This is a genomic window from Streptomyces sp. NBC_01237 (genome assembly GCF_035917275.1).
In the GTDB taxonomy this organism is placed as follows: domain Bacteria; phylum Actinomycetota; class Actinomycetes; order Streptomycetales; family Streptomycetaceae; genus Streptomyces.
In genome coordinates, this window is the sequence record NZ_CP108508.1 from 4,723,526 (window position 1) to 4,745,045 (window position 21,520).

General features: G+C 68.7%; 21 protein-coding genes. 10 read left to right on the plus strand and 11 right to left on the minus strand.

Annotation, left to right across the window (positions count from 1 at the left end; genetic code table 11):
• Positions 1-57: 57 nt before the first annotated feature.
• Positions 58-1,161 carry a hypothetical protein gene (locus OG251_RS20845; RefSeq protein ID WP_326678603.1) on the plus strand — a complete coding sequence of 368 codons (1,104 nt, stop codon included), beginning with the start codon at positions 58-60 and terminating at the stop codon, positions 1,159-1,161.
• Positions 1,162-1,301: 140 nt separating this feature from the next.
• Here OG251_RS20845 and OG251_RS20850 read toward each other — a convergent pair whose 3' ends face one another.
• Together OG251_RS20850 and OG251_RS20855 are read right to left on the minus strand one after the other, a co-directional pair.
• The gene (locus OG251_RS20850; RefSeq protein WP_326678604.1) at positions 1,302-3,035 is read right to left on the minus strand and encodes a lysyl oxidase family protein; all 1,734 of its coding nucleotides are present in this window, start codon (positions 3,033-3,035) and stop codon (positions 1,302-1,304) included.
• A gap of 272 nt (positions 3,036-3,307) precedes the next feature.
• The gene (locus tag OG251_RS20855; protein ID WP_326678605.1) at positions 3,308-4,441 is read right to left on the minus strand and encodes a hypothetical protein; all 1,134 of its coding nucleotides are present in this window, start codon (positions 4,439-4,441) and stop codon (positions 3,308-3,310) included.
• 238 nt (positions 4,442-4,679) lie between these two features.
• Between OG251_RS20855 and OG251_RS20860 the strand changes: the two genes are divergently transcribed.
• Entirely contained in the window at positions 4,680-5,267 is a 588-nt protein-coding gene (locus OG251_RS20860; RefSeq protein ID WP_326678606.1) for a toll/interleukin-1 receptor domain-containing protein, read from the plus strand.
• 123 nt (positions 5,268-5,390) lie between these two features.
• Here OG251_RS20860 and OG251_RS20865 read toward each other — a convergent pair whose 3' ends face one another.
• The 7 genes from OG251_RS20865 to OG251_RS20895 form a co-directional block, all read right to left on the minus strand.
• Complete coding sequence (locus tag OG251_RS20865) at positions 5,391-6,299, minus strand: hypothetical protein (protein WP_326678607.1); 909 nt, start codon at positions 6,297-6,299, stop codon at positions 5,391-5,393.
• On the minus strand, positions 6,296-8,359 hold the full coding sequence (locus OG251_RS20870) for a hypothetical protein (protein WP_326678608.1): 2,064 nt from the start codon (positions 8,357-8,359) through the stop codon (positions 6,296-6,298). Before OG251_RS20870 ends, OG251_RS20865 begins: the two co-directional genes overlap by 4 nt.
• Positions 8,356-9,264: a hypothetical protein gene (locus OG251_RS20875; RefSeq protein WP_326678609.1), complete on the minus strand. Its 909-nt coding sequence runs from the start codon at positions 9,262-9,264 to the stop codon at positions 8,356-8,358. The genes OG251_RS20870 and OG251_RS20875 overlap by 4 nt, the downstream gene beginning before the upstream one ends.
• 160 nt (positions 9,265-9,424) lie before the next feature.
• Positions 9,425-10,108, minus strand: a complete 684-nt coding sequence (locus OG251_RS20880) for a Crp/Fnr family transcriptional regulator (RefSeq protein WP_326678610.1) — start codon at positions 10,106-10,108, stop codon at positions 9,425-9,427.
• A 195-nt stretch (positions 10,109-10,303) separates the two neighbouring features.
• Entirely contained in the window at positions 10,304-11,197 is an 894-nt protein-coding gene (locus tag OG251_RS20885; RefSeq protein WP_326678611.1) for a phosphorothioated DNA-binding restriction endonuclease, read from the minus strand.
• 93 nt (positions 11,198-11,290) lie between these two features.
• Positions 11,291-13,726 carry a helicase-associated domain-containing protein gene (locus OG251_RS20890; protein ID WP_442818426.1) on the minus strand — a complete coding sequence of 812 codons (2,436 nt, stop codon included), beginning with the start codon at positions 13,724-13,726 and terminating at the stop codon, positions 11,291-11,293.
• Positions 13,727-14,340: 614 nt separating this feature from the next.
• The gene (locus tag OG251_RS20895; RefSeq protein ID WP_326678613.1) at positions 14,341-14,784 is read right to left on the minus strand and encodes a hypothetical protein; all 444 of its coding nucleotides are present in this window, start codon (positions 14,782-14,784) and stop codon (positions 14,341-14,343) included.
• Between the two features lie 236 nt (positions 14,785-15,020).
• On the opposite strand from OG251_RS20895, the gene OG251_RS20900 reads away from it, so the two are divergent.
• Together OG251_RS20900 and OG251_RS20905 are read left to right on the plus strand one after the other, a co-directional pair.
• On the plus strand, positions 15,021-15,530 hold the full coding sequence (locus OG251_RS20900) for a GntR family transcriptional regulator (protein ID WP_326678614.1): 510 nt from the start codon (positions 15,021-15,023) through the stop codon (positions 15,528-15,530).
• A gap of 1 nt (position 15,531) precedes the next feature.
• Complete coding sequence (locus OG251_RS20905; RefSeq protein ID WP_326678615.1) at positions 15,532-16,104, plus strand: HD domain-containing protein; 573 nt, start codon at positions 15,532-15,534, stop codon at positions 16,102-16,104.
• On the opposite strand, the gene OG251_RS20910 is transcribed toward OG251_RS20905, so the two are convergent.
• Positions 16,092-16,565 carry an NUDIX domain-containing protein gene (locus OG251_RS20910; protein ID WP_326678616.1) on the minus strand — a complete coding sequence of 158 codons (474 nt, stop codon included), beginning with the start codon at positions 16,563-16,565 and terminating at the stop codon, positions 16,092-16,094. The two genes, OG251_RS20905 and OG251_RS20910, sit on opposite strands and share 13 nt — an antisense overlap.
• Positions 16,566-16,567: 2 nt before the next feature.
• On the minus strand, positions 16,568-17,326 hold the full coding sequence (locus tag OG251_RS20915; protein WP_326678617.1) for an XRE family transcriptional regulator: 759 nt from the start codon (positions 17,324-17,326) through the stop codon (positions 16,568-16,570).
• Positions 17,327-17,868: 542 nt separating this feature from the next.
• Between OG251_RS20915 and OG251_RS20920 the strand changes: the two genes are divergently transcribed.
• From OG251_RS20920 to OG251_RS20945, 6 genes are all read left to right on the plus strand, one after another.
• Positions 17,869-18,339 (plus strand): transcriptional regulator, encoded by a 471-nt coding sequence (locus OG251_RS20920; protein WP_326678618.1) that lies wholly within the window; start codon positions 17,869-17,871, stop codon positions 18,337-18,339.
• Between the two features lie 99 nt (positions 18,340-18,438).
• Positions 18,439-18,624, plus strand: a complete 186-nt coding sequence (locus OG251_RS20925; protein ID WP_326678619.1) for a hypothetical protein — start codon at positions 18,439-18,441, stop codon at positions 18,622-18,624.
• Between the two features lie 91 nt (positions 18,625-18,715).
• Entirely contained in the window at positions 18,716-18,982 is a 267-nt protein-coding gene (locus OG251_RS20930; RefSeq protein ID WP_326678620.1) for a DUF6284 family protein, read from the plus strand.
• Complete coding sequence (locus tag OG251_RS20935; protein WP_326678621.1) at positions 18,979-19,830, plus strand: protein spdB; 852 nt, start codon at positions 18,979-18,981, stop codon at positions 19,828-19,830. Before OG251_RS20930 ends, OG251_RS20935 begins: the two co-directional genes overlap by 4 nt.
• Before the next feature lie 165 nt (positions 19,831-19,995).
• Positions 19,996-21,171, plus strand: a complete 1,176-nt coding sequence (locus tag OG251_RS20940) for a tyrosine-type recombinase/integrase (protein WP_326678622.1) — start codon at positions 19,996-19,998, stop codon at positions 21,169-21,171.
• Positions 21,172-21,173: 2 nt separating this feature from the next.
• Entirely contained in the window at positions 21,174-21,512 is a 339-nt protein-coding gene (locus OG251_RS20945) for a helix-turn-helix domain-containing protein (protein WP_326678623.1), read from the plus strand.
• Positions 21,513-21,520: the final 8 nt, after the last annotated feature.

Sequence of the window (21,520 nt, forward strand, 5' to 3'; positions counted from 1 at the left end):
GGCCCGGCCCGGCCGAACCCACCGCCGTACCCCCTCCGGCACGGCAGAATCACCGCCATGGGGAACACAGTTGCCGGGCGGGAAGACACCGCGGGGCCGATAGCCCAGATCCGCGGATTCCTGGCCGGGGGGACGACCGGTGCCGCGCTGGCGTGCATGGTCTGCGCGGTGATCATCAAGAGCGTGCCCGTCTTCGTGACGGGCGCCGGGCTCCTGGTGCTCACCGTCGTGGTGCTGCTCGTCCTGGAGCGCCGTAGGGAGGCCGGGAAGGGCACCGCGGCCACCCGCACGGCGCTGGCGCTGATCGAGGACCTGCGCGCCACCGGCGGCGAGACGGCGGACGTCCCGGTCAGGTTCGATCTCACGGTCGCCCCGGACGACCGAGCGGCGTACCGGGTCACGGTCGACCAGCCGATCAACCTCGTTGACATCCCCACCTACCGGCCGAGGGGTATGACGGTCGTCGAGTACCGCCCCGACGCGCCGTGGGAGGTCGAGATCGTCACCAGGCCGTCGCCGGAGTGGCTGCGGCGGGCGGAGACGGCGAGGGTGGACTCCGCGCCCGAGTTCACCCGGGAGAAGGACCGGCGGAAGAAGGCGGGATCGAACTGCTTCATCGGCCTGGTGGGGCTGCTGCTCGGCGTGGTGGCCGTGATTCTGCTGCTCCGGGGCGAGCTGTTCGACGACTCCGAGACCCGCCCCGGTTCCTCTCCCTCTTCCTCGTCCTCTTCTTCGCACTCGTCCTCGACAAGTACCTTCTCGTCGTCCACGACGGTCTCGGGGCCCTCGGCGTCGATGCTGGACATCGGCAGGATGCGCGACACCGCCGAATCACTGACGGACCGGGTGGGCACGCCGAGCGTGGCCGAACTCGGCATCGAGGAGCACCGCATGGCGGTGAGCGGCGAGACCGGCGGCCCGAAGAACGGGGCCCGGTCCATCGACCTGCGCACGCTCCCGTACGAACTGTTCCCCGGCCTGGTGCGCGAGGCCCGGAACACCCTGGGCGTACGTGACCCCGAGGCATGGCGCATCGACGTCGAGCCGGCGTCGGGGGGACGGGACCTGACCGTCCGGGTATCGGTGACGGGCAAGGCGGGCAAGGCGTTCCTGGAGGCGGATGCCCAGGGCCGGATCACCGGGCGCCACCCGAGGAACTGACCCCACGCGGCCCGCGTACGGATACGGGCGCGGATACGGGCGCGGATACGGGCGCGGATACGGATACGGCCCCCGGGACCGAAGTCCAGGGGGCCGCACCTGTGGGGTGTTGGTCGCCGTTGGCCGGCTTCGGGGTGGCGTTAGTTGGCGTCCACCCGGTCGTGCGCGGGGACGGTCACCGTACGGGCGCCGGGCTTACCGCCCAGGACGACCTTGCGCAGGGCGCTGTTGTTGGTGAGGTCGGTCTCCTTGAGCCGGTTCTCCGGGTTGGCCAGCACCTGGATGTAGTAGGTGCCGTTCGCCAGGCCGGTGATGTCGAAGGACTGGCCGGGCAGGTCCTGGGTGTACGTGTCACCGGAGCCGATGTCGAGCACCTCGCGGACGGAGATCGAGTTCTCCTGGCCGCACGCGGTGGACAGGTCGGTGTTCTCCGGGTGCCAGTTGGCGTTCTTCACCGTGTAGTCGACCGCGTCGGTGTTGGCGAGGCAGAACGCCTCCTTGCCGCTGCGCACGGTCTCCTTCTTGTCCTCCTTCAGCAGCCGGTAGCTGGCGAAGTCGGTGAAGTGCCAGTGCTCGTGGCCGGGGCGCGGGTCCCACTCCATGGTGCCGGTCGGGGTGTACCCGATCTGCTTGCCCTTGGCGTCGTAGAAGTACTGGTACGCGTCCATCAGCTCCTTGCCCGGAGCGCGGAAGCCGTCCACGACGAGCTTCGCGGGGCCCGCGTTCCACACGTTGGCGCTGAAGGCGAGGTAGTCCTTGCCCGGTACCTCTTCGTACCCGTCGCTGACGGTGATGCCGTAGGCGGGCAGCGACCGGAGGTCCGGCTTGGGAACGTCGGGCACGGTCGCCTTGCCGGTGGGCCGCTTCGCGTTGGGCTGGGCGGCGGGCGCCTTGCGCGACCCGTCGGTACGCCCGGCCACGTCACCCGCCTGCGCGGACTTGAGGGCGGCCTTCTTGAGCGCCCACGGCAGGGCGGGCGGCGCCGGGGCGTAGGGCCCGTGACCCACGTTGTACGAGGGACCGGCACCGCTCGTCGCGGCCGCCGGGGCGGGCGAACGCATCGCGCCGTGTCCGGGCATGCTGTGGCCGGACATCTCGTGTCCGGACATCTTGGACATGTCGTGCCCGGACATCTGGGAGGAGCCCGAGACGCCCTCGCCCTCCTCCCAACTGCGCTCGCGGACCGTCACCTTGATCGTCTGCGGCTTGTCGGCGATGCCGAACAGATCGCGGTAGGCCTTCGACACGGACACCTTGGCGGTGTACTTGCCGGCGGCCAGCTGGACCGGCGTGGAGTAGTAGCCCGCGTAGGTGTTGGACGCCCAGCCGTTCTCGACACCCCACACGGAACCGAGGGTGAACGGGTTCACGGGACAGCTCTCGGGGTACTTCGAGTTGGCCGGTGCGTCGGGACGGATGCGACCGGACGCGTTGTTCGGACAGAACGCCTCGGTCTTGTCCAGCACGGTCTTGCCGGCCGCGTCCGTGACGGTGATCTTCGCGAAATCGGGCAGCCCGGCGAAGTCCTTGAGCAGACGCTTGGGCAGAACCTTCGTCCCGGTCTGCTTGCCCTTCCCGTCCCGGATGATCTGCTTCGCGATGATCGGGTCCTTGTAGGACTTACGGCTCACCTTGAGTTCGAGAGGACCGTTCTCGGCGGTGACGTACGTGCCGAGGTCCAGGTAGACGCCGGGGTCCTCCTTCCACGAATCGAGGGTCACCGAAGTGGAAGCGGCGATCAGGCTGAGCTTCGGCGTGGGCTCGGCCGTCTTGGCGTCGGGTGCTGCGGCGACGACGCCCGCGGTCACGGCGATGGCCGCTGCTGCGGCGATGGCCGAACGCGACAGACGGGCCTGGTGGGATCTGGTCATCATTCCTCGTACTTCCGAGTGCCTGATGGGACGGTGGACGGACAGTGCCGCACCGGATGCGATGACGAAACTGTCTCCCGCCTGTGAGAGATGACGTACGGCACTCCCGGGGTTGTCTCCGAGGCACGAGACGCCCATCGTTGTCCGAAACCGAGTCAAGGCGGCTGAATCCAGCCGTAGTTGACGTCAGGATCTCGTATACGGGATCCCGGACGGCGGCCGGGCCGCGAGCCGGCCGCCGGGGGGTTCGGGCTTTCGCCGACCTGCCGGACCCTTCAGCGGCGGGCCGTCGTCGCCGGCGTGAGCTCCGTGGACCGCTCGATCAGGCCATTGACCTGCTGGTCACCGTGGGTGTCCATGGGGGTGGTGTAGTCGCCGACGGCCCAGAAGGCGCCGGTGCTTCCGGCCGGCGCCAGATCGTAGAAGGAGTAGGACGGCCACTCGGTGGCGCCGTCGGGTGCCGACGCACCGGTCCCCTTGGTCCAGGTGGTGCCGTCGTAGTGCCAGAAGACCGGCCCAGAGGCGGCGGGTTCGGCCTGGTCGTTACCGGTGACCCAGAGACCGCCGCGGCCGTCGGGCGCGATCGCGTGGACGTAGAGGCCGGTGAGCGAGCCCGTGACGTCCTCCCAGCGGGCGCCGTTCCAGTGCGCGACGGCCGGGACGGGCGGACCGGCGTCGGGGTCGTCGGCCCACCCGGCCACGTAGACGCTGTCGGGGGACTCCGCGGCGATCTCGGCGGTGTCCGTACCGGCCCGCACGGGCGGCTGGTCCATCAGGGTCCAGGTCGTGCCGTCCCAGTGGTAGGTCACCGGGTGCCCGCCCTTCACCGGGTACCGCATGCCGGTCGCGTAGGCGTCGTCCGCGGACAGGGCGTCGATGTCGCGGATGTCGACCAGGCGCGGCAGCGCGAAGGTCTTCCAGGCGCCGTCGGCGTAGGTGTAGAGGGCATTGCCGCCCTTGAACAGCCGCCCGGGAACGGCATCGATCGGCACCTCGGGCCAGGACTCGTCGGCCGGTCCGGCGGTGGGAACGCTGCTCCAGCGCTCACCGTCGAAATGCGCGAGCACCTGATCCCTGTTCCGCGTGCCGTAGGCCCAGACGTCGTCGGCGGACACCGCGCTGACCGACGACCACTGCCAGACGTCGGGAAGCCCCGGGGCGGTGTCCTCGTTCCACGCCGACCCGTCCCAGCGCATGATGACGCCGTGCTGTTCCTTCCGGCCGACGGCCCAGGCCAGTCCGTCATCGACGGAGGAGACCGACATCAGGGACCCGGCAGGGCCGTCCCCGGAGAGGGAGACCTCCCACGTGGACGGGATACCGGCCGCCTCGGCGCCACCGGCGACGAGCAGCGTGGCGGTAAGGGTCACGGAGGCGGCCGAGGTGCGCAGCAGGTGTCTTATGGGCATCGTTGAGCGTTCCTTCGCGGTGAGAGATCCCGGTCCAGGTGGCATACGTGCAGACCGGAGGGCGGCTGGACGACTCGACAGACTCACAGCGCCACGGGACGGTTGTAGTGGATCACCCGTCCCCGTCTGTCCGGGGAGCGTTGTCGGCGTGTTCGTCCGTCAACGGCCCTTGGTCGGAGGCGCAGTTGAGCTTGCGCACGGGGTCGCGGTGGGAGGTTTGCGAGGAAGGCGGGGGGAAATGGCTCATATATTCATCAACTACCGCAGGGAGGGCGGCGCTTACGCGGCGGCCCTTCTCGATGAGTTGCTGTCCAGGCGCTTCGGGGAAGCGCGGGTATTTCGGGCAGCGAAGTCCATCACGGCGGGCTCGGACTACGAGAAGTCCCTTCTTGAGGCCGTGCGTGGCTGTGGTGTGATGCTGGTCATCGTGGACGACGGGTGGCTGGGCAGATTCGACAGCGACAACGGCGATAGCGACAACGGCGAATCTTCGCCTTCCTCCGATTGGGTCCTGAGGGAGATCGAAGGGGCTCTGAGATATGAACGGACGGTCATTCCGGTGCTGTTGTCCGGAGTCGATCGTCTGCGTGAGGATGATCTCCCGAACCCGCTGAAGGGACTCGCCGTCCTTCAGTACCTCAGATTCGACTACCGGAATGTTCGGCAGGACTCCGTCTACCTGGCCGAGCAGCTCGTCCGGGCGTACCCGGCCATCGCAGAGCGAAGAGCCCCCCGCCCCCGACGCTTCGTACGGTTCTGGAGGGCCCTCAGTGGGGTCACCGGGACACGTGGCGGTTCTGCCGATGCCCATGCACGTGACAGGTAGCGACGCCGCGAACAGCGTCGGCGCCCACCTGCATGAGGAATTCCAGCCCGGCGATCGTCATGTGGCGACGAGCCCGGCCGCTGCGGCCCGTTCCCGGTGGTACCGGCCCGCGGCTACGTACTGTCACCGACGATCCCCGAACGGGTCGCTCCCGTCCCCCGCCGCACCGGTGTCGCTGATCCGGCGCAGCACCTCGTCGCCCTGCGGGACCCCCACGTCGCTCAGGACCCGTGCCATGTTGGCACCGACGAAACCCCGGTCCTCCGGTGTCAGCGACTTGAGCGCCGCCGCGAGGGTGTGTTCCCAGTCGTTCCGGTCGGAGAGCAGGCTCCGATGGGTCACCGTCCAGTCGAGCACGTCCCGCGCCTGCTCCGGCTGTTGCAGCAGCCAGAAGGCGGCCAGGCCGACGGGTCCGCCCGCGACAACCTCCCGGTAGAAGCGGTAGGCCTCACGGTGGGCCTCGCCGAAGCCTGGCGGAAGGGTCAGTTCCGCACCGGCGCCGGTGGTGGGCAGCAGCGCGGCCGGCGGATCCAGGAACCAGTAGGTGAGGCCGTAGCCGTCGATCACCCGTGGTTGGCCGGGCGGTTCGATCTCGGTCGTACCGAAATGGGGCGGAGGCCTCCGCAAGGGGTCGGCGGTGCCGGGCAGCGTGGCGTGGTCACTGATGTGGCCGACCACCAGGTGGCGGGCCTGTTCCTCGGTGATCTGGCTCCTCGCCGCGACGACCGGGTTGCTGATCTTCCAGGCGACCGTATACCGGGCGGGGGGTTTCGGCGGTCGGCGCGGGATGTCGACCGAGATCCGCCGTTCTGCGAGCGAGACCCACACGATGTCGAAGAAGTCCCCCTGACGTACCCCACGTGCTGTCGGCCGCGGGTATCCCCAGTGGTCGCCGCTGCGGGGCGGCAGCATGGCGTCATCCTCGCCGTCCGCGAGAAACACCAGGGCTCGGTTGTCCGCGGAACCGAGCCGGTGGCGGAACAGCTGCCAGGTCGGTGAGGAGGCCAGAGGCGTGATGAGCGGACCGGTCATGAGGCGAACCCTTCTGCGGGGGAGCCCGAACGGGCGCGATGGCGACGCAGGACGAAACGCATGACGCCGCGGTGGCCGCGGGCCGTGCCGGAGAGCGCGGCGAGGAAATGCGGGAAGGCCGTCCGGTGCCGTGGACCCGGGTCGCTCTCGATCCGGTCCAGGCACGACGCCATCGCCTCGTGGGTGGCAGGGTCGTCCAGGGCGGCGACCACGAGGTCCAAGATCCTCCCGGTGTGGTCCGCGAGCAGGTCGGCGAGACTCACACGACGCACACCCGGCGCGCTGGGCAGGGGGAAGGAAGCCCTGCTCATCGATTCGACAGCGTGAACGGCCAGACCATGACGTGGTGTGCCCGGACCGGCCCTCTGCCACTCCCGCAGGAGGTCGAGGACGGGGGCACAGTTCGCGTCCTCGAAAAGAAGGGCGCTGAGAGCGAAGGACACCGCAGTACGCAACGGGACCTCCAGTTTCTCGCCCGGTTTGTCGAGCACGGTGTCCAGAAGCTTCAGAGCGGCGGCGGGGCGGGCCAGACCGTAACTGCCCCCGCAGGTTTCGGCCACGGTGCAGCGGAGAGCGACGGGCGCGGCCCGGCTCCACTGCCGCAACTGCTCCCGTACTGCTCCGGTGAGAGCGGGGTGCTGGACCATCTCCCCGAGCGCGTTGGCCACCAGGCGGCGGCGCCAGCGCTTGTCCGACGCGGCGAAGGGGTGCAGTTGGCGCAGGGTGTCCGGCCCGGTCGCGTGGGCCAGTACCCTCCCGATCGCCTCGCCCGCCGCCAGTTCGACGCCGGGCTGGTGCGGAGACTCGTCCAGGCTCTTCCACAGCAGGCCCGCCATGCCCTCGTACTCCAGCCACAGCGACCGGAGCAGGGCATCCGCCCGGTGCCGTCCGGAGAAGTCGACCGGCTGGACCGGATAGCGCTGCGCCGCTCCGTATTGGGGTGGCAGCAGGCGCGCGCCGACGGCCGCCAGCCGGTCCTCGAATGCGGGCCCGAGCAGGTCGTGACGGGCCATCGCCCCCTCGCCGTGCCCAGGTCCCACGGCCACCGCCGGTGCCGCGCCGCCGCGGCCGTCGATGTGGGGGCGCAGGATCGCGCTGAACCGTTCGACGACCGTACGGTCCTGGTCGGGCAGCAGCGAGATCGCCGCCATCAGCGAGATCCGGTCGGCCCGGTCGCGTGCTTCCGCGAGCGCTTTGCGCGCCGCCGCGGGGCTGCCGGTCCGCAGGTCGGCGAGGAGGGACGCAGCTGACTTCCCGGTCAGGACGAGGTCGCGCAGCCCCTCCGCCACCGCGACACCGTCCCCCGGCAGCGGGTGGGCGCCCAGGTGGCCGACGAAGTCCGGCGCGTCCAGGTGCCGCAGCGCATCGGCCTCTTGTCCGGTGCTGAGTTCACCCGCCTCGGTCATGGTGCTGAGACGCTTCAGGGCCACCTCGGCCGACGGCGGCGGGCGGTGTGCGACCTGCCAGGACAGTGTGTCGCCGGGCAACGCCGTCTCCGTCCGTAGGGTGACGACCAGATGGGCGCCCGAGCGGCGCAACAGCGAGGCCAGCTCGGTGAGCACCACTTCACCGAGCAGGTCGGCGGCTCCTGGGGTCAGACCCTGGAGCAGATAGCCCCGCGCCTCCTTGGGACGCCATCGCGACAGATCGTCGGGCGAGTCCAGACCGGTGATCCCGTCGGCACCGTACCGCTCCGCCAGCAGTGCGAACGCGGCCGTACTTGCGCCGGTGCCGGTGTCGGCCCTCAGCAGCAGGATGTGGCTGTCCAGCGCCTTTCGGCACTGCACGTAGGTCGGCGGCTCGACGAATCCGAGCAGACGGTCGCGCACGTCGTCCGCGGGGTACGGGCCCTCCCGCAGACGGGGTTTGCGGATGTGCTCGCTGACGTCACCGTCGGACGGGGCCCCGAACATCACGGTGAGGTCGCCGGTGACTTCGCCCATGATCGCGAAGCCCTGGTCCACCCGCTGCTGGTTGTCGCGGTAGGAGCTTCCCGGGCCGGGACCCTCCCCAGAGTCCTCGGCGTCCGGACCCGGGGAGGTGTCCGCGCCGGCGCTCACCGGGGGTCCCCGGCGCCACCGACCCGCTTGTCGCCCGCCACGTTGTCGCCGCCGCCCCAGTGCTGATTGGTACCGCGGTACGAGGTGGAACCGCCCGTGTACGTGATGTCCCGCCCGACGCTCCCCATGACGGCGGCGCCCTCGCCCACATGCTGCGTGTTGCCGCTGTAGTACGGACCGGGCGAGGTCGCCGGGTCCTGTTCCCGGTCGGCGGAGGTGTCGTTCGGTGCTACGGATTCCTCACGCGGTCGCACACCGGCTTGCACGAGGTTTCCGGACGGCGACGGGACGTACAGCCATGCCCGCTGCGAGAAGTTCTTCCCCTCCACGGTGGCGGGGACCTCCACGCAGCGATCGGGGTGCAGTCCGGTGTACCCGCCGAGCACTACGTCCTCGTAGACGCGCTGGGAGACGACTGCCGCCAGGTGGGTGACCTGATCGCTCGCCGCGCTCAGGATGGCTTTGACCGGACGCGAGTCCAGCAGCCGGTGCGTGTCGTTGCGGGCGGTTCCGTTGCCGTCGCCGGGGCCGTTCCCGTCCGGCAACGGACCGACGTGAACACTGGCCCGGAGCCGGATGCGGGGGCCCACGCTCTGACGGTTGTACGCGCCGAGGATATCGTCCAGCACGCCAAGGAACGGCCAGAGGACAAAGGGGAGCAACGCCGGATCGAAGCCGAACACCACGCCGTCCCCGGTGTTGGCGGGAAACCGCTTGGAGTGGCGCAGTTCGCTGAGCCCGGCTCGCTCCAGGGCCTGGTCGACGAGTTCGGGGATCAACTGGCTCACCGGTCCGTGCTGCACGGCGGGAAGGCCGGTGAAGTCCTTTGCGTCGACGGCGAACAGGGCCTGGTAGGGAGGCAGCGGTCGGCTCTCGGAGTACGGAGCGGGGACGGGCGTGGACATGTGCGGGCTCCTCGGAAACGGTGGCGAAGGCCGGTGACCGGCTGATCCGAGGTTCCGCCGGTTCCGTTCGGCGGAGTGCACAGCGCTGGGCACTCCCATGGTGTTCCACATCACAACGCGGGGAGCTCAGGCGATGGCCACCGCTGCGGTGGGGGTGCCTTCAACGAGCCGGGGACGGCGATAAGGGCGACGAGGTCATCTCCTGTGCGGCCGCTGCCCAGGCGCGCAGCACTCTTATGTCCCTGATGACGATCGTTCTGCGGGCTGTCTCCACCGCACCGGACTCCCGCAGCCGTTGCAGTCCGGTGATGACTGCGTTGCGGGTCACTCCGATCGCTTGGGCGATCTCCTCCTGGCTCAGGCCGGTCAGCCGTACGCCGTCCGACTCGTTGCCGGGAGCGGTGAGTTCGGCCAGTCGCAGCAGCGTGCGCGCCAGCCGGACGATCAGCGGCAGAGTCAGCAGCTCGGCGCGGTGCGCATCGGACTCCCGCAGTCGGGAGAACGCCTGGCGCATCAAGTCCATGACGAGCCCGCGCTGTTCGATGTACCGGCGGAAACGCTCGGCCTCCAGCACGACAGCCGAGCAGGGGGTGAGCGCTACCACTTCCGCTGTGCGTGGGGTGCCGTTGAAGACGGACACCTCTCCCAGCAGGTCGCCCGGCCCCCGGAAGGCCAGCCAGGTCACGACTCCGCCCGGTTCCCGGCACACGACCTTGACGAGGCCGTCGGTGAGGGCGAGCAGGTGCGTTCCCGCAGAGCCCTGTCTCAGCATCACGCTGCGTTCGCGGAAGGTGCGGGTCGCGCCTTGGTCCCGTAGCTCGCGCCACGTCTCGTCCGACAGCACTCGTCGCCTTCCCCGCCGCCCAGTACGCGGCCTCGTCGGCCTCGCCCGCTCTCTTGAGTTCTACGCCGGGACGGACGCTTCCGTCGCCAATAGGGCGACCTTGTCCGAGAACGGCTGCCGCCCACCCGCCATCGCGCGCATCCACGTGCGAGTGTCGAACATTCCGGCGGGATCCGTCACTCCCCGGACCGGCGCTCAGGCGGTCGCGGCGGGACGTGGGCTGCCGTGGAAGACCTGGCTGGTGTGCCAGGAACGGTGGGCGGCGGCGATGGGGCGGGCGCCCGGCTGGGGGCCGATGAGCGGACGGCCGGCGAGCGTGATGACGTGGTCACGGGCGGCGGCGCTGTGGCCGACGAAGCTCTGCGAGACCAGGATGCGGTGGCCCTCGCCGAGACCCAGCACGCCCTTGTCGAACAGCTTGTGGTGCAGCGAGCACAGGCACAGCCCGTTCTCGATGTCGTCCGGTCCGTCGAACGCCCACCAGCGCACATGGGCGGCTTCGAGCCCGACCGGCATCGCGCCGATCCTGCCGTCGTACCCGCAGAAGGCGCACCGGTACTCGTACGCCGTCAGGACCAACTCCCGCATCCGCCGGTCCCGTTGCCTCCGTGCGGCCGGGATCAGCCCGGTCCCGGCCTCCTCCAGCTCCAGGCCGACGGCCTCGCACAGCTCGCCGTGGAGGGAGGGCGGGAAGTTCAGATCGAGCAGCACCCGTGCCATCCGGCCGAGGAGGGACGGCTCCCGCCGCAGCGCCGCCCGCAGCTCGGGCGCCAGCCGCCCCGCGGCGCCGGAGCTGCGCAGTTCCCCGACCCCGGTCCCCGGGCTGCCCGGCCCGCGCTCGGTGCGGACCTCCCACACGCCGTCACTCACCAAGTGATGGAAGGGATAGGCGGGCGTCGTCCGGTTCGCGGGACCGTAGGCGACGAGCAGCCCCCGCAGGTCCTCCTCCACGGCGCTGTACCGCAGCTCGTCATCGGCGGCCTGCTGGAACCGGCTGAGCGCGTACAGGAACAGCAGCGGCTTGTGCGGAGCCCGTGCCCCGCTCCTCGTCCACTGCCTCAACTGCGCGGTGCGCTCGACCCAGTCCATGGTCGGCGATCGTAGTGGCGGCGCCTCGCCCGGCTGGGTGGCGGGGCAGGGCCGCTGCGGCCGGCCGCACACCGAGCCGCGCGAGGCGGCCCGCTATCCGGGCATGACGCCGTGGATGCGGGAGAGGGTGAAGACCCGTTCGTCGTCGCGCAGGTGGCACCAGGCATACACATGGGGCGGGTCGAGCACGAGCTCGCTGAGGGTGCGTACGGTCCGGTTGCCCGAGGCGGCGACGTACTCGACCGTGATGGCTGTGCCGGCGTCGACGGCATGGGCGACCTGGCGGACATCGGCGTACGCCAGGTTCTTCGCGTACCCGGCGACGATCTCCTCGGTGTCCGTGCCGTAGGGGACCCCGGTGCCGAACGGGTCGGGCGCCGGAAGTTCCGTTGGGGCGGCCCGCAGCCTGGCGGCCAGCGCGCTCAGGTCGACGGTCACCGGAGTCACCGTCGGCACGGACCGTCGCCGCCGGCCCGGGAGCGGGGCCGGGGCGGGTGCACGTGAGCGCCGGGTCTTCTCGACGCGTACGGTTCCGTCGGCCCTCTCCGCGACGGGGGCGTAGCCGGCGGCCCGGAGCGAGGCGAGCGCCTGGTCGAGTGGGGTCCGGCTGACCAGCACGGTCGGCGCCAGCAGGCGCAGGCCGAGACCGGCGAGCTTTCTGTGAGTGACGAGTTCGGCGAGGAGAGCGGGTTCTTCGCCGTGGATCACACATGCGGCGGGGGTGATGCGCACACGGCCATGAGTGCGCGCGGTGTCGTTGATCAGGTACGACAGCGGCTGGGGGAGGGCACCGACGGCGACTGCGCTCAGGTCCGCCGCGAGGGCATCCGCCGCGCGGCCCGTGTCCAGGGCACGGCGAACGGTTGTGGGGCTGAACCGCCACACCGATGCCGTGCCACCGGCTTCCTTGTCCGCGACGGCGTCCAGCAGTGCGGCGAGGCGGGCGGACGGGGTGCCGGTGACGACGGCGGTGAGGTCCGCGCCGAAACGGACAGCCCTGGTGGCCTCCGGCAGCAGCCGCTCACAGACGGCGGCGAGCGTTTCGGCGGCTTCGGAGTCGTCGGCCAGTAGAGCGGCACCTATGGGGGACAGGCAGCCGCGGGCGACGACCCCGAGCAGTTCCGCTTCCCGGATCACGGTGGCGAAGGGCGCGGTGTCCTGGGGGAGGTGCTCGGCGAGCGGGCGGTACCAGGCGACCAGCTGCCCCAGCTCCGCGGTGCTGAGTGCCCCGTGGTGCACCGGGAGCGCCGCCGCGGCGGCGAGGAGCCCCTCCCGGGCCTGTGGACAACTGTCGCAGGGCGGTTCTCCGGCGAGCGCGGGCAGCGCCCTGCCGTCCTCGTCGTGGGCCCGGGACGGAGTCAGCGGCAGCGTCCGCCAGGCGCGGAGAAGCGCGGTGAACTGCTCCGCCGGTTCTCTTTCCGCCCAGGTGTCGTACGCGTCCGTCGCCGCGACCCGGCCGCCGTCCCGGGCCAGCAGCCCGGCGTCGTACGCCGTCTCCAGAACGAGGCGTACGACGATGCCGTCGCACTGCGCCGCCCTGCCGATCCGGGACAACTCACGTGCTCCGACCCCACCGGACTTCAGCAGGACCGGCGGAGCCGCGGAGCATGTCGCCAGAACCGACGCGGCATGTGCGGCGAACGCCGTGGCGGTGGCCGCCGCCTCCCGGTCCACTTCCGCCGAGGTCACGGGCAGCGCCCGCACGACGGGCGGGACGGGCTCGAAGGGGGCACGCCGGTCGGCCCCGCGCAGGGCGAGCGTCACCTCGGCGGGCATGCGTGTGGATCCGTACCCGGACCGCCGGTCCTGGACCAGCAGTCCCCGCTCCAGCGCCCAGCGTGAGCCCGGCTCGGAGTCGGGCGGCGGCGGGGTCCTGAACGTGAGGAGACGCGCCGGTGATTGAGCCTGTTCGCCCTGGTGAGAGGCTCGCCGCTCAAGGAGTTTCCGGGTGGCCGCAGGCGCCGAAGAGACGACCGCGGCCACCCGCTCCGGATCGCCGTGGTGTTCCAGCAGAGCGGTCAGCCGGTGCCTCTTGGTGGTGCCGGGCGACCGGATGCCCAGGGCCACCAGCATGCGGCGCAGTTCCTCGGAAGTCGTGTCCGCCAACAGCCGGGTGAGCGGAGCATCCACCCCCAGCGGCGAGTCCCACGCCTGCCGCAAGGGCGCGACCATGTGCAGCAGCCCTTCGCCGTCCGCCCGGACGAGCGCGCGGTCGGCCAGCGCCTCCAAGGCCGCGTCCAGCCCGCGAACGCTCTCCGTTCCGGTCGAGACCAGCAGATCGGCCAGGGCGGCGCGGGGAACGGGCCCCACTGCCGCCAGTGCCTCGGCCACCTGGAGGTGCGGCAGCGCGAGCCCGGTCAGCACCGGGGCCACCGACGCAGGCCGCTCAAGGCGGTCCGCGAGTTCGCCGAACGACCGTGGCTCCGGCGGCGACACGGCATCCGGGCGGGCTGCCAGGACCCGTTCGAGCCGGTCGGCTTCCAGATCACTCAGCCACGCGGCCAGAGTTGATCCACTGGGCTTGCCGATGGGGACACCTCACAAGGACGAGTGCCGGTGGGCTCCGACCCGAATCGGCTCCCGCACAGAAGCCAGAATGGCCGATCGAGGGGGACACCTGCGCCCTGATCGGCAGAAACCCGCTTCCGAGCGACGGCGATGTCCGCGACTCGGCCGCCGTCGACGACAAGCCGGTGGAATGACATGTCTTGCATGTCGGAAATGAACTGGGGCCGGGGCTGAGACCGCCAACGTCGAAGGCCCCCGCAGCAAGCTGCGGGGGCCTTCGACGTATTGCCCGGTGAGAGCAATGGCGGAGGATACGAGATTCGAACTCGTGAGGGGTTGCCCCCAACACGCTTTCCAACTGTGCGCATGGCCGTTCGCGAGCGTTCATATGAGGCCACTTGGCAGCTCAGCGAGGGCTGGCGTACGGAGATGAACCATGGCGAGCACGAGCGAACTGAACAACGACCAGGACAACGAGCGCCAACAGTTGGGTCACCTTGCCTCACGGTTGCTGTGCTCAACCCGACTCTGTGGCGGTGGGCATGGTCCGATCGATTTACTCACTTGGCCCAAAGTCGCCCCACCCCTTCATTCTCGTTCATACGCACCCTGTATGAACGAGAATGAAGGGCCACTCACCTAGAGACTCGAAGAAGCGTAAAAGTTTTAGAATTGCTGACGCCGTTGAGCTTCAGCTCCCCCGTGGCTTTCAGGTCTCCGGAACTGCCGACCCCTATGGTAGGAGCGAAACACCCGCGAGTGAATCCGGGATTGAGGGTCGTATTAGCGCAGCTCACATTGCTGGAGAAATTACTTTCTTTCAGGGATCCTCCAATCGACACCGCTACGCTTGCGGTGCTCTGTACTACCAGAACCGCCTGGGCGTCATAGTTGGAATTTAGAACAATGCAAGTCTTGTATTTCACGTAATCGGATACGGAATGCTTGAAATAGTCGCTGCAGTACCAGTTGGAATTAGTATCGACAGCCTGCCAATTCTGAGCGGCGCTAGCTGGCGTAGCTTGCACCGCGAGAGCACCGATGGCGGCTGCAACCACGAGAAGTGTTCTGGAACGCATGCGGTCATCCTTTGTTCGTGGGCGCGCAAGGATTGCGTCGCCATGAATTCAGTTTGAGTTGACGGTCGACCTTAACAAGAACGCTTACTCGTCACTCTCTTTTTCAAATAGTGCCTTTTGTGGCTTATGTTGCCATATAATGCATTTGCGAATGCATTTGATTGTCGATTCTTGGCTGTATATGCACCTATATTTCTGCAGGAAGATGACTTTGTCTTCTGGCATCGTGGGGGAGGATGGACACGCGCGGTGCTGAATCACGACAGATGCGGAGACGAGAAGTGGTGTCACGGCAAGCCAGTCCTCGGGGAACGTTCCTGCACGTCGCCGAGGCAGTGAAGGCTCAGATCGACGCCGATCCGGCGATGGCGGAGTTGCCGACACTCGCCGAGTTGATGGCGGCGCACAACGTCTCACGCGGGGTTGTAATCCGGGCGTTCAAGGTGCTCAAGGAGGAGGGAAGAGCCGAGCCAGCTCTAGGCGGCCGTTGGCGAGTGGTGCGTGCGGGTGAGCATCAGGATCGTCGACCGCTGGCCGAGCGGATCACGGACATCTTCCGCACGGACACGCTGAACGTAGGAGACGAGTTCCCCAGTACGACAGCGCTAGCTGACCGATTCGAGGCCTCGCGGCCGACCGTCGCCAAGGCCCTGGACAAGTTGCGAGCCGACGGGCTGCTCTCAGAGAGTCGGCAGGGCAAGCGGCGAACCGTACTGGCTCTTCCCGGCCGAAAGGGGCCTTCCTAACGTGACCGCCACGACACTGAGCGAGTGGGCTTACCCTCTTGCCGAGTCTCTCCTCGCGGAACCGCTGCCCCGACGTTGGGCACACTCCCAGGGGGTTGCCGAGCGCGCGCGGATCATCTCGCCCGTTCTCGGCAAGGATGCCGACCTTGTGGAAGCAGCGGCTGTGCTGCACGACATCGGCTATTCGCCGGGTGTAGCCAAGACCGGGTTCCACCCGCTAGACGGTGCCCGGTATCTGCGGGACGTTGCCAAAGCCAACGAGCGGATCGTGAGGCTGGTTGCGCACCACTCGTGCGCCTGGATGGAGGCCGAAGCGCGTGGGTTGCGGGAGGACTTGGAGAGCGAGTTTCCCAAAGACCTCCCGCACCTGGACGATGCTCTGTGCTTCTGCGACATGAACACGACCCCGGTGGGTACGCCCACGAATCCGGTCGACCGTGTCAACGAGATCGCCAGCCGGTACGGGCCCGACAGCCTGATCGAGAAGTTCATCCGGCGTGCCGAGCCGGAGATCCTGGCCTGTACAGCACGCGTCCTTGAACGAGTAGCAGCCATCAAACGTCAGCCAACGTAGGGCGCATTACGGGAGTGGTCCACCGCATGCTCGATGCGGAGACGCATCGTGGGGTGTACATCGAAGTCGACCAGGTCCGTCAGGGCAACCCAGCGGACCTGAGTTGTCTCGTCGCTCGTCCGCAAGTCGCCACCGATCGGACGAGCCCGGAAACAGATAGAGAACTGCTGCCGTACCTCCCCATCGTCGTACGCCATCACGTGACCGGGGTCGGTGTAGATTCCCGACACGTCGAGAACCTCTGCCTTGATCCCTGTCTCTTCCCAGACCTCACGGACCACTGTGTCGCTGATGGACTCGCCCACGTCATGACCGCCGCCCGGCAGCGCCCATCGACCGTTGTCGGAGCGCTGGATCATGAGAACCCGCCCCCGCGCATCCTGAACGAAAGCAACGACGGACGGTACGACGGAGTTGGCCGCCGGGGCATCAGGGTCGTGTAGGTAGTCAATGCGTCCCATGGTCAGTCTCCCGTGATGTCGTGATCTGTGACCTGCCGGGCGCTACCCCAGGTCTGTTCGATGCTGGTCGCGTACGTGTCGAAGAGGCCACCGCCCGGCAAGCGGCGCAGATGAAGGACCGGGGCCATGTACGCCCCGATGCCGTACACGTGCGTATTAACCAACATCTCGTCGTCAGCACGGAAGAGCGAGTTGTAGAGGGTCGCGTCGTGCAGTCGGAATCCGATGTCTGGATGGCTGCCGAACAGCGGCTGGTAGTTGACCAGCGCGTTGCGGATTTTCCCGTCCATGACGCGATGCCCCTCGTCGATGCCGCGCTGCTGCACCGCCGCGCATGCCGGGTCTCCTATCAGGATGCGGACCTGAGCGTTGCCCTCAACTTTCGATTTGATGATGGTGTGGAACACGGGGTCCTCCGACAGCCACAGGCCGGCGTACACGAGCACATCCAGGTACCGCTCCGCTCTCGCGTACAGGTCGCGCCATAGGTTCGCCGGAACCATGTGCCGGTGTGGATAGACGGTCACTATCTCGGCCTTGCCGAGGTCCGTGGCCGTCTCGACCGCTCGCGCATCAGTCCAGAGCGTCGTGACGTCGACCCGAAGGAACGTCGCGGTGGCGTATTGGTGCCGTCGGTACGGCACTTTCCCCTGCGTGATCCAGCGTTCCACTGTCTTCGAGTTGACCTGAACGGCATCTGCCAGGTCCTGGATTGACGCTCCCCTCGCTAACAGGGCTGATCTCAAACGCTCGTTGGACATGTCCACCCCCGAGGGACGTCTTGGGAGCTCTTGACGGTAGCCAGGTGTCCCTGAGCTGTCCACGGGCGGGGTGAACAACGCCCGTGACCTGGAGGGATTCTGATCGTGCGCCAGGGAGTTCCGGCGCAAAGCCAAGAAGTTCCGGCGCCCCGCTTGACGAAACTCGATGCAGTACCTGTAATAGAGGTATCGCATCAGCCGCAAGGTGGAGCGCCAGAAGGGCCCTTCTTTGGGCTGCTTCGACTTGCGCCCGTCGGCTCTCCGCCGGACCGCATCGCACGACCCAGGAGCCCCGCGTTGGTCGGGGGGAGGGACCCGGACCCTTGTCATTCCGGAGGGCTTGAGACCGAAAGGTCACGTCTCCATACGCCTTCGCCGGTTCGCCGCTCTACCTGATACGGGAGCGGCCCCGCAAGGAGACATCTGCTTCACCGCTTCACCGCCCCGATGGTCGTAGACCGGGTTCGACTCCCGGTCGGGGCACCCACTCCCGCCGCACTCGCCGGTTGGGCTTCCCTCCGTTCCCTCACTGAGGAGTCCTCATGACTGCCGCCACATTCGCCGCCGTTTTCGTCGCCCTGTTCGTCGCTCACAGCGTGGGTGATCACTGGGTGCAGACCTCGTGCCAGTCGGCCGCGAAGGGCCTGCCGGGCTGGACCGGCCGTCTGGCCGTCGCCCGCCACGTCGCCACCCTGACCACCACAAAACTGCTGGTGCTCGCCCCTGTCGCCTACCTGCTGGGCCTGGACCTGTCGGCCCTCGGCCTGGTCATCGGCCTGGGGGTGGACGCGGTGACGCACTGGTGGGCGGACCGCCGCTCCACGCTGGCGTGGCTGGCGAAGGTGACCGGCAAGGCCGAGTTCTACAGCCTCGGCACTGCCGCCCACCCCGCGCACCCGGTCACCGCTACCGGCACCCCCGCCGCGACGCTCGGCACCGGCGCTTACGCCCTGGACCAGTCCTTTCACCACGTGTGGCTGCTGATCGCCTCAGTGGTCATCGCCACCGTCTGACCGGCCCGTACTTCTCCGTCGCCACCACCCCGCACGGGAGTTGGGGACGGCGGAGAGGCCCGGATCACCCGGACCCAACCCCTGAAAAGGACAGACCTGATGGCTATCCGCATCGGCAACGTGACCATCGAAGACAGCGACAACAACGGCTCGGGCGATGACCTGCGGCAGGCCATGGAGGCCGGCGGTGCCGTGATCAACGGCGGTCACTTCGGCGGGCAGGACAACGGCATCAGCGGCGGGGTCTTCCACGGCCGCGTCCACGTCGGCAACTCCAACGACTGACACACCCCCCTCACGACGCAGCGCGGCCCCGGTGCTCCAACACCGGGGCCGCTGTCGAGCCGCACCACCTTCTCAAGGGAGAGAACGACTCATGAAACACATCGCCGCACTTCCGGCCCCTGTTACGGCCCTTCCGGTCGACGGTGGGCCGACCGCCGCCGAGCTGGACGCGATCGAGCTGGAGATGCCGCTGATCCTGGCGGGCGTCGACCTGCTCGACGCACAGATCATGACCCTGGACCGGACGCCGACGGAGCTGGACCAGCAGCGCATCCGCCGGGCCCGCCGCAAGATCCTCGCCGCCCGCCGCGACCTGACCAACCGCACCCTGACGGTGCAGTCGGGCGGTGCGGCATGAGGGCCAAGTCCGCTGCACCTGCCATCGCGATGACTGCCGTGTCCATGGTTCTGACGCTGGCCGTGGTGGTGATGTGGCTCGGCGCTTCGATGCCGTGGCTGATCGCCCTGGTCGTCGGTCTCGGGATCGACGGGGGATGGCTCGCCACCCTCGCCTATGAGCGCCGTCTGGCCGCGCAGGGCGATCACAGCACTCCGGTCACGGTCGTCGGCTGGGGCTTCGGCCTGGTCGCCACGGGGGTACTGGTCGCTCACGCGGTCACCGCGGACGGGAGTGCCGGCGCGTGGCTGGCGGTGGCGTGGCTGCCCATGGCCGCGAAGGCGCTATGGCTGGTCCACTCGTTGTGGGAGCGGACCGCGCTGACCGGCTCCGCGCTGGAGGCGATCCAGGGAATCCAGCAGGAAGCCCGCGACGAAGCGGCGGTGGCCCGTGCCCGCCTGCGCTCCGAGGCCGGTACGGAGGAGACGCGGCTCGGCGCCGTGACGCAGGCCGGGGCCCGCGTCGCACGCGTCCAGGCACAGACCGCCACCACCCTGGCCCGCGCCTGGTCGACGCTGGAGAGCACCCGTGCCGGGAAGGACACCGGCAGGGCGCTGACCAGCGTGACGACCCGCGTCACACCCGGCGTCACACCCGCGTGGGAGCTGCCCGTCTGGGGCCCCACGCAGGCCGTACCCGCCCTCGACGCCCCCGCGCTCAGTGATGACGCGCTTGACCTGCTGGTCGACGACATCCGCCACAGCGAGACGCCGGCCCTCTCCTACCGGGAGATGTCCGCCCGCTTCCGCGCCGCCGGACACGCCGCCTCCGAAGTCCGGCTGAGGGCCGCGTGGAAACGCGTCGCCTGATGGCCACCGTGCCAACTGGAGTCCACGCGGGTTCCTTCGCGACGCGGCTGCCGAGAAGAGGGCAAGTGGTGAGGTAGGAGCCCTCCTATCAGCCTTGATCTGTGCGTGTGAGGTGTTCGCAGTAACTGGCAGATTCTGCGAGCGCGGCCGGTAACTTGCGATGCCATGCAGGATTCGGGAAGTCGCCGCCGTCTGACACTGCTGACTGGGCAGGTGGGGGACGGCGACGCACAGGGTTCAGGCGAGGCCGAGGACCGTGGTCTGGCCGATGTTCAGATACTCCAGCGGCGGGCTGCCGCACAGAGTGATGTCGATGAGCAGGGCTTCTATCTGGAAACCGTGTCGGAGTACCTGTGGGCCCGCGACGTCGCTGGTCTTGCGCCCAGCACCTTGGAGAACCTGGTCAGGCCGGTGCTGGAGCTGTGTTCCTTCTACGACTTGGTGCCCTGGCGGCTCACCCCGCGGCATGTGGACCGGTTCTACACCGGGCCGGGACGCCGGGCCCGTTCGACAGTGCGGAGCAAGCTGACCAAGCTTGACAGCTACTTCGCGTTCCTGGAACAGCGTTACGCAGGGGAGATCGCACGCCGCTTCGGCGCCAGGGTGGAGTCACCGGTCGACTCGTTCAACAGGCCGGTGCACCGCGGGGACTTCGGGCTGCGGATTCCTCCTTCGCAGCGGGCCCTGGCCGAGTGCTTCTCGAAGTGGCGGGCGTCGCTTCCGTCAGCACGCAAGTATCCGGTGGCCGTACGCGACTACGTGATGGCGAAGATCGCCTACATTTCCGGTGTCCGGGCGAGCGAGCTCTGCGCGGTCCGTCTCGGGGACATCCACTGGGAGCTTGGCCAGTGGGGCCGGTTCGTGGTTCAGGGCAAAGGGGCCGGCGGGTCGGGCAAGCGCGAACGGCAGGCATACCTCTTCGCTGAGGGACGCGAACTGCTGTGGTGGTACATCGAGGACGTCCGCGGTTTGTTCAGCGACGACGCCCTGGACCCGGCTGCACCGCTCTTCCCTTCGGAGCGGCGGCCGCAGGCGGTGGTGGACCTGAACATTGCAGTGGGTATGCCGGTGCGTCCTGATGCGTTCCGCAAAGCGCTCAAGACTGCTGGCGGTCTCTATCTTCCAGGCCCGGTGACCTGCTTGTTCCCGCATCTGCTGCGGCACGCGAGGGCGACGCACCTCTACGAGAGCGGCATGGCGCTCTGGGACGTGCAGAAGGTCCTCGGCCATATCTGGGCCAGTACGACGGTCGGCTACCTTTCGACCGTCCAGGCTGATCCCGAACTGGCGAGTCTGCAGTCCGCGCGCCGGGCGGTCCGACGTTTGAGTATGGAGGCTTGAGGGTGAAATGGAACCTGCGGATGGTCGCTGCCCAACGGGACATCTGGCGCCCGACCCAATTGCAGACCGTCCTGGCCGAGGTGGGCTTCACCCCGTCGCTGAGTAAGGTCGCGGCGTTGTGGAGCGGAAAGCCCGTGACGGTGCGGCTTGAGGACCTGGACAAGATCTGTGCGGCTCTGGACTGCACCGTCGCGGACCTGATGCAGGCCGAGCCCGAGCCGCACCTCGCCTCCCGGGAGCAGGAGGAACGCAGGGTGGCCGGCACCCGGCCAGACCGGGGTTCTGCGGTCCGGCCGATTCCGGGAACGGGGCGTGGTCCGCGCGGCCTTCCGCCCAACTGAGGACAGGG